18 protein-coding genes are annotated in these 18,267 nt (G+C 62.5%); 12 read left to right on the forward strand and 6 right to left on the reverse strand.

From position 1 onward, the window contains the following. Positions 1-45: 45 nt before the first annotated feature. Positions 46-945: a PA4780 family RIO1-like protein kinase gene (locus AC07OJ_RS18175; protein WP_065900351.1), complete on the reverse strand. Its 900-nt coding sequence runs from the start codon at positions 943-945 to the stop codon at positions 46-48. Positions 946-1,079: 134 nt separating this feature from the next. Continuing rightward, the gene (locus AC07OJ_RS18180) at positions 1,080-2,357 is read right to left on the reverse strand and encodes an acetyl-CoA C-acetyltransferase (protein ID WP_213550476.1); all 1,278 of its coding nucleotides are present in this window, start codon (positions 2,355-2,357) and stop codon (positions 1,080-1,082) included. Positions 2,358-2,476: 119 nt separating this feature from the next. On the opposite strand from AC07OJ_RS18180, the gene AC07OJ_RS18185 reads away from it, so the two are divergent. The 4 genes from AC07OJ_RS18185 to AC07OJ_RS18200 all read left to right on the forward strand — a co-directional run bounded on the left by AC07OJ_RS18185 (position 2,477) and on the right by AC07OJ_RS18200 (position 8,387). After that, positions 2,477-3,829: a 3-oxoacyl-ACP reductase gene (locus tag AC07OJ_RS18185; RefSeq protein WP_495094942.1), complete on the forward strand. Its 1,353-nt coding sequence runs from the start codon at positions 2,477-2,479 to the stop codon at positions 3,827-3,829. 2 nt (positions 3,830-3,831) lie between these two features. Beyond that, positions 3,832-4,680 (forward strand): MaoC family dehydratase, encoded by an 849-nt coding sequence (locus tag AC07OJ_RS18190; protein ID WP_495094943.1) that lies wholly within the window; start codon positions 3,832-3,834, stop codon positions 4,678-4,680. A 301-nt stretch (positions 4,681-4,981) separates the two neighbouring features. Beyond that, entirely contained in the window at positions 4,982-6,517 is a 1,536-nt protein-coding gene (locus AC07OJ_RS18195) for a collagen-like triple helix repeat-containing protein (protein WP_495094944.1), read from the forward strand. A 187-nt stretch (positions 6,518-6,704) separates the two neighbouring features. Then, on the forward strand, positions 6,705-8,387 hold the full coding sequence (locus AC07OJ_RS18200; protein ID WP_120447550.1) for a ShlB/FhaC/HecB family hemolysin secretion/activation protein: 1,683 nt from the start codon (positions 6,705-6,707) through the stop codon (positions 8,385-8,387). A gap of 83 nt (positions 8,388-8,470) precedes the next feature. Here the strand turns inward: AC07OJ_RS18200 and AC07OJ_RS18205 are convergent, their stop codons facing one another. Beyond that, positions 8,471-8,878: a response regulator gene (locus AC07OJ_RS18205; protein WP_065900341.1), complete on the reverse strand. Its 408-nt coding sequence runs from the start codon at positions 8,876-8,878 to the stop codon at positions 8,471-8,473. Between the two features lie 45 nt (positions 8,879-8,923). Further along, positions 8,924-9,121 carry a Flp family type IVb pilin gene (locus AC07OJ_RS18210; RefSeq protein ID WP_065900340.1) on the reverse strand — a complete coding sequence of 66 codons (198 nt, stop codon included), beginning with the start codon at positions 9,119-9,121 and terminating at the stop codon, positions 8,924-8,926. Between the two features lie 331 nt (positions 9,122-9,452). Between AC07OJ_RS18210 and cpaB the strand changes: the two genes are divergently transcribed. From cpaB to AC07OJ_RS18250, 8 genes are read left to right on the forward strand one after another with little or no spacing between them, the layout of a single operon-like run. Next, positions 9,453-10,394, forward strand: a complete 942-nt coding sequence (gene cpaB / locus AC07OJ_RS18215; protein WP_106805265.1) for a Flp pilus assembly protein CpaB — start codon at positions 9,453-9,455, stop codon at positions 10,392-10,394. Positions 10,395-10,413: 19 nt separating this feature from the next. Further along, a complete protein-coding gene (locus tag AC07OJ_RS18220; protein ID WP_106805266.1) occupies positions 10,414-11,643 on the forward strand; it encodes a type II and III secretion system protein family protein in 1,230 nt (409 codons plus the stop codon). Continuing rightward, the gene (locus tag AC07OJ_RS18225; protein WP_495094945.1) at positions 11,640-12,833 is read left to right on the forward strand and encodes a CpaE/TadZ family protein; all 1,194 of its coding nucleotides are present in this window, start codon (positions 11,640-11,642) and stop codon (positions 12,831-12,833) included. The genes AC07OJ_RS18220 and AC07OJ_RS18225 overlap by 4 nt, the downstream gene beginning before the upstream one ends. After that, positions 12,830-14,101 carry a TadA family conjugal transfer-associated ATPase gene (locus tag AC07OJ_RS18230; RefSeq protein ID WP_065900334.1) on the forward strand — a complete coding sequence of 424 codons (1,272 nt, stop codon included), beginning with the start codon at positions 12,830-12,832 and terminating at the stop codon, positions 14,099-14,101. The genes AC07OJ_RS18225 and AC07OJ_RS18230 overlap by 4 nt, the downstream gene beginning before the upstream one ends. Positions 14,102-14,111: 10 nt before the next feature. Then, positions 14,112-14,993: a type II secretion system F family protein gene (locus tag AC07OJ_RS18235; protein ID WP_495094946.1), complete on the forward strand. Its 882-nt coding sequence runs from the start codon at positions 14,112-14,114 to the stop codon at positions 14,991-14,993. A gap of 1 nt (position 14,994) precedes the next feature. Further along, positions 14,995-15,882 carry a type II secretion system F family protein gene (locus tag AC07OJ_RS18240; protein WP_065900332.1) on the forward strand — a complete coding sequence of 296 codons (888 nt, stop codon included), beginning with the start codon at positions 14,995-14,997 and terminating at the stop codon, positions 15,880-15,882. 10 nt (positions 15,883-15,892) lie between these two features. Next, positions 15,893-16,603 (forward strand): tetratricopeptide repeat protein, encoded by a 711-nt coding sequence (locus AC07OJ_RS18245; protein WP_065900331.1) that lies wholly within the window; start codon positions 15,893-15,895, stop codon positions 16,601-16,603. 10 nt (positions 16,604-16,613) lie between these two features. After that, the gene (locus tag AC07OJ_RS18250; protein WP_065900329.1) at positions 16,614-16,871 is read left to right on the forward strand and encodes a DUF3613 domain-containing protein; all 258 of its coding nucleotides are present in this window, start codon (positions 16,614-16,616) and stop codon (positions 16,869-16,871) included. An 11-nt stretch (positions 16,872-16,882) separates the two neighbouring features. Here the strand turns inward: AC07OJ_RS18250 and AC07OJ_RS18255 are convergent, their stop codons facing one another. Then, positions 16,883-17,668, reverse strand: a complete 786-nt coding sequence (locus tag AC07OJ_RS18255) for a response regulator transcription factor (RefSeq protein ID WP_065900327.1) — start codon at positions 17,666-17,668, stop codon at positions 16,883-16,885. A gap of 126 nt (positions 17,669-17,794) precedes the next feature. Next, the gene (locus AC07OJ_RS18260) at positions 17,795-18,244 is read right to left on the reverse strand and encodes a prepilin peptidase (protein WP_495094947.1); all 450 of its coding nucleotides are present in this window, start codon (positions 18,242-18,244) and stop codon (positions 17,795-17,797) included. Positions 18,245-18,267: the final 23 nt, after the last annotated feature.

Raw genomic sequence — 18,267 nt, forward strand, 5'->3', positions numbered from 1 at the left:
GGCAAGCCAGCGTCTACACCAGCCTGCTCCCACAGTTTTGCGGGATCACTGCAGCCAAGGCGGCGGCGGTGGCTCGTCAGGTACTTTGCTCGGTGGCGCATCGTCCGCTGCGCGAATCGCCTGGCGACGCTCTTCATCCAGGCGCGCCGCTTCGATCTCGCGGATCACTCCCCCGACATCCGCCAGCTCTTCCGGTTCGTCGAACTCGCCGGTCAACACGCTGGCCGGGTGCAAGGTGCCGGCTTCGTACAGCGCCCACATCTCCTTGGCGTACTTGGTCTTCTTCAGTTCCGGGGCAAAACGCCCGAAGTAGGACGCCATGTTGCCCACGTCACGCTCCAGCATGCTGAACGCGTGGTTGTTGCCCGCCGCATCCACCGCCTGAGGCAGGTCGATGATCACCGGCCCGGTTGGCGTGAGCAGTACGTTGAACTCGGACAGGTCACCGTGCACCAGGCCGGTACACAGCATCAGCACGATCTGGGAGATCAGGAAGGCGTGGTATTCGCGCGCCTGATCCGGCTCCAGCACCACGTCGTTCAGACGCGGAGCGGCATCGCCGTACTCGTCGGCTACCAGCTCCATCAACAGCACGCCTTCAAGGAAGTCGTACGGCTGGGGCACGCGAACGCCCGCACCGGCCAGGCGGAACAACGCCGCCACTTCAGCGTTCTGCCAGGCATCTTCGGTTTCTTTCTTGCCGAACTTGGAGCCCTTGGCCATGGCCCGGGCCTGCCGGCTGTTACGGACCTTACGGCCTTCCTGGTATTCGGACGCCTGACGAAAACTTCGTTTGTTCGCCTCCTTGTAAACCTTGGCGCAACGCAATTCGTTGCCGCAGCGCACCACATAAACAGCTGCTTCTTTACCACTCATGAGTGGGCGCAGCACTTCGTCGACCAGACCGTCTTCGATCAGGGGTTCAATGCGTTTAGGAGTCTTCATCAGCTTTTATTGTGGGTCCTTTATTACCAAATACGCGTATGGCACTCGTTATACGGCAATCGGCTCGCCGGTGGGAGAGGCTACCGACCTCTGACCCGTCAAGAATGCATCCAATATGCCAATTTTTATCGCAATCAGCGTTCGATGATCGCCGTGACCCCTTGCCCGCCTGCCGCACAGATCGAAATCAGCCCCCTGCCCTTGCCCGCCGCGTCGAGCAACTTGGCCAGATTGGCGACAATGCGCCCGCCCGTGGCGGCAAACGGGTGGCCGGCTGCCAGGGAGCTGCCCTTGACGTTCAGGCGGCTGCGGTCGATGGCGCCCAACGGCGCATCCAGCCCGAGGCGGGTCTTGCAGTAGTCCGCGTCCTCCCAGGCCTTGAGCGTGCACAACACTTGGGCAGCGAAGGCTTCGTGGATCTCGTAGTAATCGAAGTCCTGCAGCGTCAGGCCATTCCTCGCCAGCAGGCGCGGTACCGCGTAGACCGGCGCCATCAACAAGCCTTCGGCGCCGTTGACGAAATCCACCGCAGCCGCCTCGCCATCGCGCAAATACGCGAGGATCGGCAAGCCGCGCTCCTGGGCCCAGGCCTCACTGCCCAGCAGCACCAGGGACGCACCGTCGGTGAGCGGCGTGGAGTTGCCAGCGGTGAGCGTGCCCTTTTCGCTGCGCTCGAAGGCAGGCTTGAGGGCGGCGAGTTTTTCCAGGGTCAGGTCGGGACGCAGGTTGTTGTCGCGGGTCAGGCCGAGAAACGGCGTCAGCAAGTCGTTGTGCCAGCCTTCGGCGTAGGCGGCGGCCATTTTCTGGTGACTTTCCAGCGCCAGTTGGTCTTGCTCGGCGCGTGGGATCTGCCATGTCTGCGCCATCAACTCGCAATGCTGGCCCATGGACAAACCGGTGCGCGGTTCGCCATTGCGCGGCAGTTCGGGCTTGAGGTGATGAGGACGAAGTTGTAACAGGAGTTTTAATTTGTCCGCCATGGACTTGCTGCGATTGGCCTGCAGCAGGAGCTTGCGCAGCCCTTCATTCACGCCGATCGGAGCGTCGGACGTGGTGTCGACCCCGCCGGCAATCCCGCATTCGATCTGGCCCAGGGCGATCTTGTTGGCCACCAGCAATGCGGACTCAAGGCCGGTGCCACAGGCCTGTTGAATGTCGTAGGCCGGGGTTTGCGGCGACAGGCGCGAGCCGAGCACGCATTCGCGGGTGAGGTTGAAGTCGCGCGAATGCTTGAGCACCGCACCGGCAGCCACTTCGCCCATGCGCAGGCCGTGCAGGTTGTAGCGCTCGATCAAGCCCTCCAGGGCCGCAGTCAGCATCGCCTGGTTGCTCGCCGTGGCATACGGGCCATTGGAACGGGCGAAAGGAATGCGGTTACCGCCAATGATCGCTACACGGCGCAATTGAGTCATGAAAAGCTCCCTCGGTCTGTTATGGGCTGGCTGCTGTGGGCTGGATAACAGAGCCTAGTCGAACGACTGCTACCCTGGGATGGTCAACCCTTTGAACCCCAGTCTTCGGAGAGCGTTCCATGTCTGACCGTTATATCGACTTCGCCAACTCAAGCCTCGGCCATCGCCTGGTCGCTGCCATTGGCCTGCCGTCACCGGTACGCCTCGAACGCTGGCAAGCCGGGCGCCTGCGCCCGGTAGAAGGGGCATTGTTGCTCGGTGGCGGCGCGCTGGCGGCCAAGGTGCTGCCGTTTGCCAATAAACTCACTGACGCGATCTACAGCTACGGCACCGACGCCTCGACCGCCCCGGCGTGGATTCCCGGCCACGGGCCCAAACTCAAGGCGGTGGTGTTCGACGCCAGCGACTTGCAGCACACCGACCAGCTCAAGCAACTGCGTGAGTTTTTCCAGCCGCTGCTGAAAAACCTGGATAACAGTGCGCACCTGGTGATCCTCGGTCGCGCGCCGGAAAGCCTCGGCGATCCGTTTGCCGCCAGCGCCCAGCGCGCCCTCGAAGGCTTCAGCCGTTCACTGGCCAAAGAGTTGCGCAACGGTGGCGTGCTGCAATTGCTCTACGTTGGCGAGGGCGCCGAAGACCAGCTGGAAGGCGCGCTGCGGTTTTTCCTGTCGCCCAAGAGCGCCTACATTTCCGGCCAGGTTATCCGCCTGCAGGCCTGGGCCACGCCGGTCGAGGACTGGACGCGCCCACTCGCCGGGCGCAAGGCGCTGGTCACCGGTGCCGCCCGTGGCATTGGTGCGTCCATCGCCGAAACCCTGGCCCGCGACGGGGCCGAGGTGATCCTGCTGGACGTGCCCCAGGCCAAGACCGATCTCGAAGCCCTGGCCGCGCGCCTGGGTGCACGTTCCGTGCTGCTGGATATCTGCGCCGAAGACGCCGCCAGCCAGTTGATCGAACACCTGCCCGACGGCCTCGACATCCTGGTGCACAACGCCGGGATCACCCGCGACAAGACCCTGGCCAACATGACCCCGGAGTACTGGGACGCGGTGCTGGCGGTCAACCTGACTGCCCCGCAAGTGCTGACCAAGGCGCTGCTCGACAGCGGCACCCTGCATGACAACGCGCGCGTGGTGCTGCTCGCGTCCATCAGTGGGATCGCCGGCAATCGCGGGCAAACCAATTATGCCGCGAGCAAGGCCGGGTTGATCGGCCTGGCCCAGGCCTGGGCGCCGCTGCTCAAAGAACGGGGGATCAGTATCAACGCCGTGGCCCCAGGCTTTATTGAGACCCAGATGACCGCGCATATTCCGTTCGCCCTGCGTGAGGCAGGGCGCCGCATGAGTTCGCTCGGCCAGGGCGGCTTGCCACAAGACGTCGCCGAAGCCGTGGCCTGGCTTGGCCAGCCGGGCTCAGGAGCGGTCAGTGGGCAAGCGCTGCGCGTGTGTGGGCAAAGTCTATTGGGAGCGTGAGCATGCAATGGCAGACAGTGGGCAGTCCCCCGTTTCTCGCGCCGCTGTACTGGCGCGCCGCGCTCAAGCGCAAGATCACCGGCACTGCGTTGCCCGAGCAGGGCTTGCGCTGCCGGGTCAGTGTCAATCCCAAAGCGGTCGCGGCGTATCGCAAGGTCTGCGGGTTTGCCGACAGCGCAGTGCTGCCGGCGACTTATCCGCACATCCTCGCGTTCGGCTTGCAGATGCAGTTGCTCACGGCCAAATCGTTTCCGTTTCCGCTGCTGGGGTTGATTCACCTGAGCAATCGCATCCGTATTCATCGTCCGCTCGGCGGTGTCAGCGACCTGTTCATTGGTGTGCATGCGCAAAACCTCAAGCCGCATGCGAAGGGCGCAACGTTTGACCTGGTGACCACCGTCGAGGATTCCCTCGGCCTGCTGTGGGAGGCCGAGAGTCGCATGCTCTGTCGCGGCGTGAAACTGGAAGGCGCAGCGAGCGACGAGGCGCAATCGCCCCCCACCCAGGTCAGCGAAGTGAGCCGCTGGAAAGCCCCCGCCGATATCGGCCGCCGGTATGCGCGGGTGTCCGGCGACTACAACCCGATCCATCTCAGTGCGCTCACGGCCAAGCTGTTCGGCTTCCCCCAGGCCATCGCCCACGGACTGTGGAACAAGGCGCACACCCTGGCGGCCTTGGGTGAACACCTGCCGGCCGCGAACATCGAGATAGATGTCGAGTTCAAGAAGCCGGTGCGCCTGCCCAGTGAGGTCACCTTATGGGCCAGTGCGGCCGGGTCCAGCGGGGAGTTCGTGTTGAAAGGCGCGGGTGACATTGAACACATGGTGGGCAAATGGCAGCCGATCGCCTGAACAACCACTGATTAATTGTATATATACATCCTGGGTTATAGCGGACTTTCTCAAGTCCGCTTTTTTATTCAACTCTTTGATCTTTAATACATATATATCTTGATACATCCATCCTTTATACCCTTGGTATTAGTCGCTTAACCGGTACATCCGCGCCGTATATAAATCGTTAATACCAAGTAGAGCATTGTGAGAAAGAGCGCCCGGGCTTGTTATAGCCACACGGACAAACGCATCGCTATCCCTAGAAATAGCGAGCGTTTGAGACAACCAAGGTTGTACAGGTGCAAGGAACTCAATCATGAAAGCTCAAGTAGTGTTTTGGAAAGCAAGTACCGCGCTGGCCCTGGCAGTAGCAATGACGCTCGGCGGCTGCAGCAGCGGTGGTGGTGGGCATCACAGTGGCGGCTCCGCTTCCTCACCGGACGCATCCACTGGCGGTGGCGGTACCGGCGGCGGGGGTACTGGTGGTGGCGGCACAGGAGGTGGCGGTACCGGCACCACCAGCACCCTGGTCACGGCTAACGTGGCCGATACCCTCGGCGATACCGTAACCGGCCTCGGCGGCACTGTCAGCAGCCTCGGTACCACACTCGGCAGCCTGCCGATCGTGGGGGCTACCGCAGGTGGCCTGGTGACCTCTGTCGGCACCGCTGTCGGCAGCATCGGCACGGGCGTTTCGGATGGCCTGGGCACTCTGGGTACCGACAGCAATGCACTGGGCAAAACCGTGGCCGGCGTGGCCAACGGAGTCGCCGATCTCGGCACCGGTGTCTCCACGACCGGTCAAAATGTGGCGACACTGCTGGGGCAAGTGCCCGTTGTCAGCGGTGCCGCCCCCGTAGTCGGCAATGTAGTGGGCAAGGTCGGCAACGCCGTAACCATGCTCGGCGACACACTCAGCACGGCGAGCACCACCGGCCCACTGGGCTCGGTCACCAACACCGTCGGCGCGAAAGTACTGGTGCCCGTGGTGTCCCTGGTGGAAAAAACCACCGGCAAAGTCGGCACCACCACAGGCCTGGATACGCCTGTCGGCGGCCTGCTGCAAAAAGTCGGCGATACCGTTGACGGCCTGGGCGATAAAGTCGCCGATGCCGGCGGCACCGGCAACCCTGTCACTGGCGCTGTGGGCAATGTGCTCAATGGCGTGGGCACCGTGGTCGGTAAAGCCAGCGGCTATGTCGACCCGGCTGACGACAGCAGTGGCGGCAGTGGCGGCGGCACGGGTGGTGGCAGTGGCGGTGGCACCGGGCAACTGGGCCTGGCGGAACTCATCGGTGGTGTGATCGCAGGCGCCGGCAGCGGCCTGGATGCAGGCAGCAGCAATGGCGTGGTCAGCGCGACCGGCGTCACTGGCGTCAAAGCGGGCGGTACCGTGGCATCGCTGGGTACCCTGCTGGGTGGCAGCGGCACACCGAACACCGCGGCAGGCGCACCGGTTGCTGCCCTCACCAATCAGGTCGGCGGCGCCCTGAACCCTATCACCAGCGGCGTTACCAGCCTGACCCAAACCGTCGGCAACGCCACCGGCCTGGGTGCTCCCGTCAACGGCCTGGTGACCAATGTCGGCGGCGCCGTCAGCAGCCTGGGCGGCAAAATCAGCGGCACTAACGCCAACCCGGTCACCAACGCCTTGGGCGGTACCGTGAGCGCAGTAGGCGGCACCGTGGCCTCGATCGGCGGCCTGGTGACCGGCGGCACCAACACCGGCGGTGGTTTGCTCGGCGGTGGCCTGAACCTGGGAGCCGGCGCATCCGCCTCCGCAGGTGCAGGTGCCAGTGCAAATGGGGGTCTGCTGGGCGGCCTGATCGGTGGCCTTACCGGCAAAAAATAGAATTGCACCTGGCCGATTAGACGGCCTCACCTACAGCGCCTACGCTTGGTTGAGACGAGAGACCCCAATAAGTCTCTCGTCTTTTTTTATGGGTCAATGATCGATCCCTGAAAACACCCGAACCGCGCCCCCAGAGCCCGGCGGGACCCTGCAATACGCTGCTGCAGTTTTGACCATGGAGTGTCCTATGCGCGCTTTGACGCCGTTGTTATTGCTCACCCTCAGTGCTTACGCCCACGCCGATACCCTACCCAGCTTCCTCAATAGCAACGACACCATTCGCAACCTGCCCGTGCCCAACCTGCCCGCCGATGCGTATCGACCGGCGACCCCGCAGACCCAGTTGCCCACCCCCGCTGCCACCGCCGCGCAACCCCTGCTGATGGACACCAAGGTGACCATTCGCAAGCTGCAGATCGACGGCGGCACGGTCTACCCGCTGAAGGAAGTCGCCCAGGCCTTCGAACCCCTGATCGGCCATGAAACCAACCTGGCGCAATTGATCGAAGCCACCCGCAGCATCACCCGCCGCTACCAGGAAGACGGCTATTTGCTGTCCTACGCCTTCCTGCCGGAACAACGCTTTGAAGGCGGCCTGGTGCACGTGGTGCTGGTCGAGGGTTATATCCGCGATTACGACCTGCAAGGCGACATCGGTTCGGTGTCGGCCTACGTCGACAAACTCGCGGAAAAGCTCAAGGCCGAACGCCCGCTCACCCGCAAGACCTTCGAGCGCTACACCACGCTGATGAGCGCCATCCCCGGGGTGACCCTGCAGGCGCAGGTGCCGCCGCCCGGCACCACTGATGGCGGCACCCATATGCAAATCACCGCCAGCCGCAAACCGTTCACCACCAGCATGAGCCTGAACGAGGCCAGCCGTGGCGGTACGCAAGCGCTGCTGACGGCCACCAGCAATTCGTGGACATCCATGGGGGAACAACTGAGCCTCAGCGGGCTGTTCCCACCGGGCGACGACAAAGAGCATTACTACCGCGCGGCCTACAGCCAGTTCATCAATGCCGAGGGCACGCAGTTGGTGTTGTCGGGCGAGCGCTACCGCGCCGACCCACGCACCAGCCTGCAATTGGGCGACGGCTTCGAACTCAAGCCGCACCAGGAAATCGACCGCTACTCCATCGGCTTCAGCCATCCCGTGATCGCCTCGCCCAACGAGTCCCTGAGCCTCGGCGCCCGCTACTACGCGGTCGACCAGACCACCCGCTACAAACTCGAAGGTTTCCCCCAGCGCCTGGAGCTGCAAACCGACCTGCGCGCCTTGGCGTTCGAAGGTGATTGGCGCAAGGCCGATACCACCCAATTGCGCATCCTCAGCGCTGGCCTGTACCAAGGCATCAACGGCATGGGCGCCAAGACCCGCAGTGACTTCGGCGGCCTCAAGCCGGATCTCGATTTCTTCCGCCTGCGCCTGTCCGGCGTGCAGAGCAACAAGCTCTTCGATAACTGGCAAGGCGTGCTGTCCGGCGCGCTCTACTGGAGTGATGACACCCTGCCCGACAGCGAGCGCGCCACCTTCGGTGGACAGAACTTCGCCCGTGGCTACCCCGATGACCAGGGCTCGGGCGACAAGGGGTGGGGCGTGGCGTATGAGGTCAACTACAGCTACAACCGCGCCGGCGAATGGGTGCGCATCCTGCAGCCTTATGTGGTGTTCGACCGCGCCAAGACCTGGTTCAACGACCTGCCGATCAAGGGCAACAACATGTCATCGGCTGCCGTCGGCCTGCGCTTCGGTGACGCCAAGTACTACAACATCTCCCTGGAAGCGGCCAAGCCGATGTCGGAAGTGGCGTTCGACAACTTTGATCGGCGTCCGCGCTACACGTTGAGCTTCAGTTACCAACTCTGAACCTCGCACTGCGCCCACCTACCGGGTGGGCGCGACTCGCCGCGCGGGCGATCTCACGGACGCCAGCGCCGGCAAAACGGCCGCTACTCAGTGGATTTCTTTGCGAGAGGGAACAGGTTGTTCAAGGTATCGATCAACCGCACCAGGTAGATCGGCTTGCGGAACAGGTCGAGCACTTGCAGACGCAGCATGTCGCTGACGTCGTCCATCTCGGCATGGCCCGACATGACAATCACCGGCAGGTGCGAGCGTGAGGTGTGTTCGCGCAGACGCTTGATCAAGGAAATGCCACTTTCCTCGGGCATGCGCAGGTCAGTGATGACCAGGGCAATGTCAGGGTGGAGTGTCAATTCTTGCAAGGCGAAGGTGACAGAGTTGGCGGTAAAACAGACAAATCCCTCGTTACCGAGGGACTCGGCAAGTTCGATCAGGGCGTCTTCTTCATCGTCCACCAATAAGATTTGTTGGCGACCCGAAGAAGATGCGCTCATGACCGTACCTGCCCGTGGATGAAGGGGGTGGCTTTACACTTTAACTCAGGTCACCGTGGTCATCTTGTTGGCAATACCGTTGAACACCGAGGCGATTTTGGTGCCCAGCCCCGAGCCTGCACCGACAATAACAATCGCCACCAGCGCCACGATAATGGCGTATTCAATACCTGACGCGCCCTCTTTGCGTTTGAAGAATAGTTGTGTCTGAACATAGAACTTCAACATCAGGTCAAGGAACATAAGACTTCTCCCTAAGAACGCCACTGAAAGCCGAAGGGCTCTAGATCCAGATAATCACGGCGTGCCACTAGAGCATTGTCAACAAACCCCAGGCTCACAACTGTAATAACGCATTAATCAGAAAGTATTAGTCACAACGTTGGCGCCATAAACCCGCTGTTCAAAAGGCAACGCCTTGGCATGCAGATAAATTTTCTGTCAGGTAATGGCATTTCGTCCTAGCTGAGCTACCTTCAAATAGCCAAATCGTTAGTTGTTCATCACAGCCAGGTTGCGAATTAACTCGATTGGATTAACGAGTGTGTAATGCAACGGGAAAGGGAGAGCCGTCATGAACAGTCGTATCAGCATGGTCCTGGCCGGCTTGTTGCTGATCGGGGCATTGATTGCAGGGTACTGGGGGCTGGTACTGAGTCGCTCGCCGGAGCCCGTCACGGCACCCACCGCACCTGTCGTTTCCGTGGAAAAAACCGTCGCTGCCGTCGAAGACCAGAACCGCACCCCCGTCGTGGTACTGGTGCACGACGTCCCTGCTTTCGTACCACTGACCGCTGCTGACCTGGCCGTGGAAAAACTGCGCACCGTACCCGCCGGCAGCCTGACGCAACTGGACCAGGCGATCGGACGCAAACCGCTGCGCATGCTGGCTGCGGGCACCTGGCTCAACGAAGAGAGCTTCAACGCCGGCGGCCCGCTGGCCCGCATGATTCGCCCAGATGAGCGGGCGCTGGCCGTCGCGGTGGATGAAGTCATCGGCGTCGCCGGCCAGTTGAGCCCAGGCGACTACGTGGACGTGCTGCTGTTCCTGCGCCAGGACAACGGCAATACCGAGCCGTCAGCCCAAATCGTCCTGCCGGCCATGCGCCTGCTCAGCGTCGGCGATCAAATGGGCCTGGCCAATGACGGCACGCCTGCGGTACCGCCACCGGCCACGCCTGAAGAGCGCGCCCAGGCCGCGCAACGCCGCGCCGGTGCCCGCACCGTAGTGCTGGCTGTACCGGAAGCCTTATTGAGTCGCCTGATGCTCGCGGCCCAGGCCGGCACCCTGCGCCTGGCCGTGCGCAGCGCCGACGAACAGCTGCTCAGTCGCTACTGGGCCGGCGAAAGCGACGCACCGGACAAACTGGAAAGTGCCAACCGCGACCTCTATCAATTCACCCAACTGGCTCTGATCGGCCCGCCCAAGCGGGTAGCCACAGTCGCCGGCGAGCCCGGCGCACGTCGTGGCATTGAAGTGATCCGCGGTGCCCAAGCAGCCCCACAAACCCCGTGATTGAGCAAGGATGCCTTGAATGAGCCATCGCTACACTGCCATGTTCACGCACCTCGCCTGGACCCTGATGCTGTCGAGCCTGCCGGCGGGCATGGCCTTCGCGGCGCCGGGCAATTGCAGCGCCCTGGGCCAGTTGCCCGCCGTGGTCGAGGTGGGAGAAGGCCTGCAACAGGAACTGCAATCGCCGGTGGCAATAACCCGCCTGGCGATTGGCGACCCGAAGATCGCCGATGTGCGCGTCAACGGCGACCGTAACTTCCTGCTGACCGGCGTCGGTGTCGGCGCGACCAGCCTGATGGTGTGGACCGCCTGCGCCAGCGCGCCGCGCCAGAGCATGGTGTTCGTCAAGGGCAAGGCCACTTCGGCGCTGACCAGCTTGTCGCTGTCGCCTTCCGAGGACCCACTGCTGCCCAGCCAGGTGCAGACCGACATTCGCTTTGTCGAGGTCAGCCGTACCAAGCTCAAGGAAGCCAGTACCTCATTGTTCGGCCAAGGTGGCAATTTCCTGTTCGGCAGCCCGGGCAATGGCACGATCCCCGCCACCACCGCCAACAGCTTTCGCGGGCAGGCGGTGAATAATGGCTTTTTCAACATCGGTTTCGGTGGCGGGCGGATCTCGGCGATGATCAACGCCCTCGAACAGAGCGGCTTCGCCTATACCCTGTCGCGTCCCAGCCTGGTAGCCCTGAGCGGGCAGAGCGCAACCTTCCTGGCCGGCGGCGAAGTGCCCATTCCGGTGCCCAGCAGCGGCAGCGACAGTATCTCCATCGAGTACAAGGAGTTCGGCATCCGCCTGACCCTGACCCCCACGGTGATCGACCGCAATCGCATCACCCTCAAGGTCGCGCCGGAGGTCAGCGAACTCGACTACAGCAACGCCGTGCAGATCCAGGGGATCCAGGTGCCCGCCCTGACCGTGCGTCGAACCGACACTAGCGTGTCCCTGGCCGATGGCGAAAGCTTCGTGATCAGCGGCCTGATCAGCAGCACCAACCGCTCCACCATCAGCAAGTTTCCAGGCCTGGGCGACATCCCGATCCTCGGCGCGTTTTTCCGCGATTCCAACATCAGCCGCGAAGAAAAAGAGCTGCTGATGATCGTCACGCCGCACCTGGTCCAGCCGCTGGCCGCGAATGCGCAACTGCCCTCCCTGCCCGGCGAGAAACTGCGCACCTACGACCCGAACTGGTACCGCCTGTTCTTCCTGGAAAACGGCAACTTCGATCGTCGCAGTGGACTTTCCCAATGAGCGATAGCCTGAGCCAGACATTTCTGGCAATTACCCGCAACACCACCGACCTGGAATGGCTCCAGGGCGCACTCGCGCCCCTTGGCCAAGTGGTCAGTGCCGGCGGTGGCAGCCTGGATGAGTTGCTCGCGCTGGTCGACGTGACGTTCGCCAACCTGGTGTTCGTCGGCCTCGACCGTGAGAACGTGGTGGCCCAAAGTGCGCTGATCGAAGGGGCCCTGGAGGCCAAGCCGATGCTCGCGGTGGTCGCCCTCGGCGATGGCATGGACAACCAATTGGTACTCAATGCCATGCGGGCCGGCGCACGGGATTTCGTAGCCTATGGCTCGCGCTCCAGTGAAGTCGCAGGCCTGGTGCGGCGCCTGAGCAAGCGCCTGCCGCCGGTGACTTCGAATGCGCAGTTGGGCGGCCTCACCGTGCTGTTTGGCACCCAGAGCAACGCCGATGGGGCGATGCTGGCGACACACCTGGCGCTGGTGGTGCAAAAAAGCGGGCAGCAAACCCTGCTGCTCGACCTGGGCCTGCCACGCAGTGACAGCCTGGCGCTGCTGGGGCTGGAAAGCACGTTCAACTTTGGCGATGCATTGCGGCACCTGCGCCGTCTCGATACCACCTTGATCAACAGCGCCTTCACCACAGCCCTGGATGGCCTGCGCATCCTGGCCTATGCCACCGGTGACGAACCGCTCAAACTGACCAGCGCCGCCGAGCTGTACATGCTGCTCAGCGCGTTGCGCCAACACTTCCAGCACATCGTCGTGAACATTACCGGGCAACCGGACAGCGAGGCGCTGCGTACCTTTGTCAGCCACTGCGACAAACTGCTGTGGTGCACCGACCAGAGCGTACTCGACTGTCGGCGCAACCTGGCGGTGCTCAACCGCTGGCGCGACAAAGGCATGAAACTCGAGCACGCCAAGCTGGTGGTCGACCGCTATATCAAATCCTGTGCACCTGACACCGAAGCCCTGGAAAAAAGCTTCGGCCTTGAGTGCATCGCCGTCCTGCCGCTGAGCGCCGAACTGCGCCTGAACGTCAAGAACCAGGGCCAGACCCTGTTCGCCCTGGCCCCACGCGAACCCCTGACCCAAGCCGTGCGGACCTTGGGCGAACGCCTGGCGAAACGCTCCGAGGGTCTGGAAAAACCCTCGATGCGCTGGTTTGAACGCTTCCTGGGGTCGGGACGATGACCAGCGAAAAACTCTTCGGCGGCCCGGCCCGCAGCGTCAGCGGCAACAGCGACCATGATGGCCTGAAGCTGGTGCTGCACCGCTACATCATTGACGCCATCGAGGAGTCAGGCAAAAACCTGCTCGAAGGCACGCGCCAGTCGCTGGCGCAGTTTGTCACCGACAAAGTCTCCGAATACATCACGCGCATGCGCCTGGCGATCTCGCGTTATGAAATGGAACGCCTGGCCGAAGAAATCGTCGACGAACTCACCGGTTTCGGCCCGCTGGAAGTGCTGCTGCGCGATCCCTCGGTGACCGAGATTCTGGTCAACGGGCCACACCGGGTGTTTATCGAGCGCGACGGCCTGCTGCATCAGAGCGACCTGCGCTTTATCGACGATCACCACGTCGAGCGCGTGATGCAGCGGATTCTCGCGCCGCTGGGACGGCGCCTGGACGAGTCCTCGCCGATGGTGGATGCGCGCCTGCCGGACGGCAGCCGGGTCAACGCGATCATCCCGCCGATTGCCTTGGACGGGCCGTGCCTGTCGATTCGAAAGTTTCGCAAGGACATGCTCAAGAGCAGCGACCTGGTCGCGATGCAGACCATCGACCAGAGCATTTTCGAGTTCTTTCAGGAGGCCGTCGGCAAGCGTTGCAACATTCTCATCAGTGGCGGTACCGGCACCGGCAAGACCACGCTGCTGAACATCCTCAGCCAGTTGATCAACCCGCACGAGCGCCTGGTGACCATCGAGGACGTCGCCGAACTGCAACTGGGCCATCCCCATGTGGTGCGCCTGGAAACCCGGCCGCCAAACGCCGAAGGCCATGGTGAAGTGCGGTCCAGCGACCTGATCCGCAACGCTCTGCGGATGCGCCCCGACCGCATCATCCTCGGCGAAATCCGAGGCGTGGAAGTGCTCGATGTGATGACGGCGATGAACACCGGCCACGACGGTTCCATGAGCACCGTACACGCCAACAATGCCCAGGATGCCCTGCTGCGCCTGGAAACCCTGGTGGGCCTGACCGGCCGGGTGATCGCGGAAAAAACCCTGCGCCAGATGATCTGCGCCGCCCTGGACGTGGTGATTCAACTGACACGCATGCCCGATGGCCGCCGCTGCGTCAGCGAAGTCGTCGAGGTGGTGGGCGTGCGCGACGACGTGTACGTCACCAATACCCTGTTCCGGCTGGACCGGCGCACCGGCTTCGGCTTCCTGCGCGAAGCCATCAACCCGGCCGGTGACAAACTGCGCCGCGAATCGGCCTTGCCGTTATAGGGGGCGCCTGATGACCGGACCTATGTTGCTGCTTTTTTGCCTGCTGCTGATCGGGCTGTCGCTCTGGCAGTTTCAGCACGGCCTGCGCAAGGCCCAGACTGACCGCGTGCTGGAGCGCCTCGGCGACGGCCAACCCGAGGCCCGCGAAGAACCCACCCGCTGGTCCGGCCTTGAGCGCATGTTTCTGCGCGCGGGGCTGGGCAAGCCGACTGATCGACTGGGCCTGTGGCTCAGCGGTTGGATCGTCGGCGCGTTGTTCGGCTACCTGATCGCCGACGGGTTGGGCCTGGCGGTGATGGTGCTGGGCCCGCCCCTTCTGTTGCGCGTCTACATCAGCTGGCGTTACCAGCGGCGGGTGCAACGCATGGTCGAACAGTTGCCACAGTTGCTGGACCACAGCGTACGCAGCCTGAAATCCGGCAGGACCCTGGCCGACGCCGTATTGGGCGGTATCGAGAATATTGATAACCCGCTCAAGGAGGCCATGGGCCGGGTGCAGCGCAACGTGCGCATGGGCGTGAGCCTGCCGGACTCGGCGAGTGACTTTGCCGAATTCTACGAACAGGACGAATTTCGCCTGTTCGCCCTGGGCCTGAAGGTCAACCATCGCTACGGCGGCAACGCCAGCGAACTGCTGGAAAACCTGATCAAGATGATTCGCGAGCGTGAACAGGGAGCCCGCCAACTCAAGGCCATGACCGGTGAAACCCGCATGACCGCGTACCTGCTGGGTGGCTTGCCCGTTTTGCTGGTGAGTTACTTCATGCTGGTCAACCCTGGCTACCTGTTGACCATGTGGAACGACGACACCGGGCGCACCCTGCTGTTCGTCGCCCTCGCGATGGACCTGACAGGCACCTTCGCCATGTGGCGCATGCTGAGGAGTGTCTGAGATGGTGCTTCTGGCTGGCGCCTTGATGTTCCTTGCCGCCCTGGTGCTGGTGGGTGGCCAGGTCCTTGAGCATCGCCGGCGCGATCGCCGCGTCTCCGAACGGTTGCAGGGGCGGACCGGCAGCGATGACAAAATCGGCGCGTTCATGCGCCAACTCGGCGGCAGCAGCCTGGCCCAGCGCTCGGTCAGCCTGGACAATGAAACCCAGGTGCTGCTCAACCGGGTCGGTTGGCGTAAAGCCAGCCAGCGCTCGCTGTTTGCAGCCTTTCAGGTCGGCGTGCCGATTGTATTAATGGGCCTGACCTTCCTCGGCCAGGAGCTGTTTTTCCCGCAGGCCGCCCCTGTGTGGATTGCCCCCGCGGTTGCCTTGGGCATCGGCTACCTGCTGCCCAAGCGGGTACTCGCCGCGGCCGCCAAATACCGCCAGCAGCGGATCGCCAGAGAGATCGCCACCTTCATTCCACTGCTGCGCATCCTGTTCGAATCGGGCATGGCGGTTGAACAGTCTCTGCGCGTGCTGGGTAACGACGCGCAGCGCTTACTGCCGAGTCTCACCCACGAGCTGCGCCTGATCCTGGCCCGGGTCGATTCCGGCCTGGAGCTGGGCGAAGAACTGGGTAAGACCGCCCGCCTGCTTGAAGTGGACGAGTTCACCGACACCTGCATCATCCTTCAGCAATTGATCCAGCAAGGCGGCGGCGCGATGAAATCGCTGCTGGCGCTCAAGCAGTTGCTGGATGACCGCCGGCTGACCCGCCTGCAGGAATACATTTCGAAGATGTCGGCAAAAATGTCGGTGGTGATGATGGTGTTTCTGTTTCCAGCCTTGCTGATCGTGCTCGGCGGCCCCGCCTTTATCGGCATCGCCCGCGCCTTGAGCCACTTTTGAGGAAGCCCTGATGAAAGTACTGATCGCCGGCCTGGCCCTGTTGATGCTCGGTGGATGCGCCACCAACGGTCAATCGCCCTGGGCGGCGTTGACCACGCCCGGCAGTTGCAGCAAGCCCAGCGCCGACCAGGAACTGGCGTTGAACCTGTCCGATGACCTCGCCAACGAAGGCAAGCTGCACGCCAGCCTGGCCAACCTGCAGAACCTGCCGGACACCTTGCCCCAGGTGCGCCAGCGCAAGGCGCGTAACTACCGTTTGTTGGGCCGCAGCGAGGCTGAGCCGCTGTACCGCAGCCTGCTAGGCACCTGCATGACGGCCGAGGGCGAGCACGGCCTGGGACAACTGGCCGCCGCCAAGGGTGACAACGGCCAGGCGATGGCCCACCTGCAAAGGGCTGCACGCCTGGCACCTACCGACGAAAAAATCCGCAATGACCTGGGGGTGGTGTACCTCAACCAATTGCGCCTGGAAGACGCGCGCTTCGAGTTCATGACGGCCATCGAACTCAAGCAGGGCGAACCGTTGGCGGCGGTGAACCTGGTGACCCTGCTGATCTATCAGGATGACTGGGGGCAAGCGGCCAAAGTGGTCAGCCAGTTGGGCCTGAGCCCCGAACAGGTCACCGAGGCCCAGGCTCGCGCGGTGAAACTCAAGGAGTCCAGCGCGGCAGCACGCAACGTCGCGGCAGTCAGTGATGCGCTGCCGGTGACCATCAAATAAGGAGTCGACGATGAAAGCCTATTACCTGGTTTATCTGGCGTTGCTGCCGCTGAGCGCAGTGGCCATTCCACCCGGCCCTTCGTCTCCACAGCAGGCAGAGACGGAGAACTGGATGGCGCTGCAGATCAATGGCCGAGCCGCCTCGCCGACACCGCAAAAGACCACGCCCACCGAAAGGGAGCAGGCCATGCAGCGTTGGCTCGACAGCAACAAGCATCCGATTCCGGAGTTCTTCGAAGCGTCATCCAAAGGCGGGAAGAGTCAATAACGCTGCGCGCGTCAGTGGGCCGTCACCCGCTGGCGCATTGCCGAATTGTTCGGCGACAACGCCAATGCCAGTTGGGTGCGGTTATGCATATGGGTCAGGCGCAAGACCTGGGACACATACAGCTTGACCGTGTTTTCGGTGATGCCCAGCTCGCAGGCAATCTGATAGTTGGTCTGGCCCTTGCCCACCAGCCGCGCCACGTCCAGCTGACGGGGCGAGAGCTGATTGAAGATGGTCGGGATTTCCACCGGCCCGGCCTCTTCGGCTGACTCGCCATCGTCGGACAGCCCTGCATTCGGGCTGCGACGTACTTTGTCGAGGTCCTGGTACAAGTCATTGATCGACTCGGAAAGGTACTGCAGCTTCTGGTTCAGGTGCCCCAGTTGCAGCTCTTTTTGCCGCTCCTCCAACGCCGCTTCCTGGCGTTGCAGGCCTTCGAGCAATTCATCGAGGTTGATCGGCTTCTGGTAGTAATCGGAGATGCCCGCGCGCAGGGCCTTGATCACGTCCTGCTTGTCGGCACGCCCGGTGAGCATTATCGCTTCGAACGCGCGCTGCTTGCCGGCGACCTTTTGCATGGCCTGGACCAGCTCGATGCCATCCATGTCGGGCATGTGCAGATCGCACAGCACCAAGCCGATCTCGGCGTCTTCGCTGAAACGCTTCAAAGCGTGGCGGCTCGACTCACACGGGACACAACGATAACCACTGTTTTCGAGAAATTCGCAGAGCTCTTCCACGATCAGCGGCTGATCGTCGACCACGAGCACTTTTACTGCCGATGTGAGCTTGTTCACGCGCTACTCCATGCCTGGCAAGCCAATAGATTGACCTATCCCTTTCGACGAAGAATCCTATACATCTACTCAATAAACGTAGACCTACTTTATGACTATGTACATAGCGATAGAGGCGTTGTGCGACTAATGGATCCAAAATAAATACAGCGCGAAACCTGTCAATAAAAACGGCGCAAAAGGCTGTTTTGTTGACGCCTCCACACCCGGGTTCGCGTGGCCCGCGCTAACCCGTTGATGGATAAGCAGCCACGCGCCCAGGACGGGTGCAGCGCCGATCAGCGACCACAACAAAGGGTCCACCGTGGTGGCCATTCCCAACGCGGCCAACAGCTTTACATCGCCCGCGCCAAAGCGTCCCAGCACATAGCCCGGCAGGCCCAACAACAGCGCCAGGGCAAACGCCCAGCCACCCTCCTTCGCCGGCGCCCCCAGCCAGGTGACACCCGTCCAGCTCAAATAAAGTAAGGCCAGCAGCCCAACCCCCAAGGTCAACCCATTGGCGATCTGTCGCTGACGCATATCCTGCACCGCACAGAGCCCCAGCCAGAGCACTATCACCACGCCATGGATCACGTAAAAAACATCCCTTTTTGCTG

It is taken from the genome of Pseudomonas sp. GW821-FHT09C08, assembly GCF_059418125.1.

Bases quoted from the DNA above. Each gene is read 5' to 3' on its own strand.
- AC07OJ_RS18175 (WP_065900351.1), bottom strand. From the start codon at position 945: ATGAAGACTCCTAAACGCATTGAACCCCTGATCGAAGACGGTCTGGTC.
- AC07OJ_RS18180 (WP_213550476.1), bottom strand. From the start codon at position 2,357: ATGACTCAATTGCGCCGTGTAGCGATCATTGGCGGTAACCGCATTCCT.
- AC07OJ_RS18185 (WP_495094942.1), top strand. From the start codon at position 2,477: ATGTCTGACCGTTATATCGACTTCGCCAACTCAAGCCTCGGCCATCGC.
- AC07OJ_RS18190 (WP_495094943.1), top strand. From the start codon at position 3,832: ATGCAATGGCAGACAGTGGGCAGTCCCCCGTTTCTCGCGCCGCTGTAC.
- AC07OJ_RS18195 (WP_495094944.1), top strand. From the start codon at position 4,982: ATGAAAGCTCAAGTAGTGTTTTGGAAAGCAAGTACCGCGCTGGCCCTG.
- AC07OJ_RS18200 (WP_120447550.1), top strand. From the start codon at position 6,705: ATGCGCGCTTTGACGCCGTTGTTATTGCTCACCCTCAGTGCTTACGCC.
- AC07OJ_RS18205 (WP_065900341.1), bottom strand. From the start codon at position 8,878: ATGAGCGCATCTTCTTCGGGTCGCCAACAAATCTTATTGGTGGACGAT.
- AC07OJ_RS18210 (WP_065900340.1), bottom strand. From the start codon at position 9,121: ATGTTCCTTGACCTGATGTTGAAGTTCTATGTTCAGACACAACTATTC.
- cpaB (WP_106805265.1), top strand. From the start codon at position 9,453: ATGAACAGTCGTATCAGCATGGTCCTGGCCGGCTTGTTGCTGATCGGG.
- AC07OJ_RS18220 (WP_106805266.1), top strand. From the start codon at position 10,414: ATGAGCCATCGCTACACTGCCATGTTCACGCACCTCGCCTGGACCCTG.
- AC07OJ_RS18225 (WP_495094945.1), top strand. From the start codon at position 11,640: ATGAGCGATAGCCTGAGCCAGACATTTCTGGCAATTACCCGCAACACC.
- AC07OJ_RS18230 (WP_065900334.1), top strand. From the start codon at position 12,830: ATGACCAGCGAAAAACTCTTCGGCGGCCCGGCCCGCAGCGTCAGCGGC.
- AC07OJ_RS18235 (WP_495094946.1), top strand. From the start codon at position 14,112: ATGACCGGACCTATGTTGCTGCTTTTTTGCCTGCTGCTGATCGGGCTG.
- AC07OJ_RS18240 (WP_065900332.1), top strand. From the start codon at position 14,995: ATGGTGCTTCTGGCTGGCGCCTTGATGTTCCTTGCCGCCCTGGTGCTG.
- AC07OJ_RS18245 (WP_065900331.1), top strand. From the start codon at position 15,893: ATGAAAGTACTGATCGCCGGCCTGGCCCTGTTGATGCTCGGTGGATGC.
- AC07OJ_RS18250 (WP_065900329.1), top strand. From the start codon at position 16,614: ATGAAAGCCTATTACCTGGTTTATCTGGCGTTGCTGCCGCTGAGCGCA.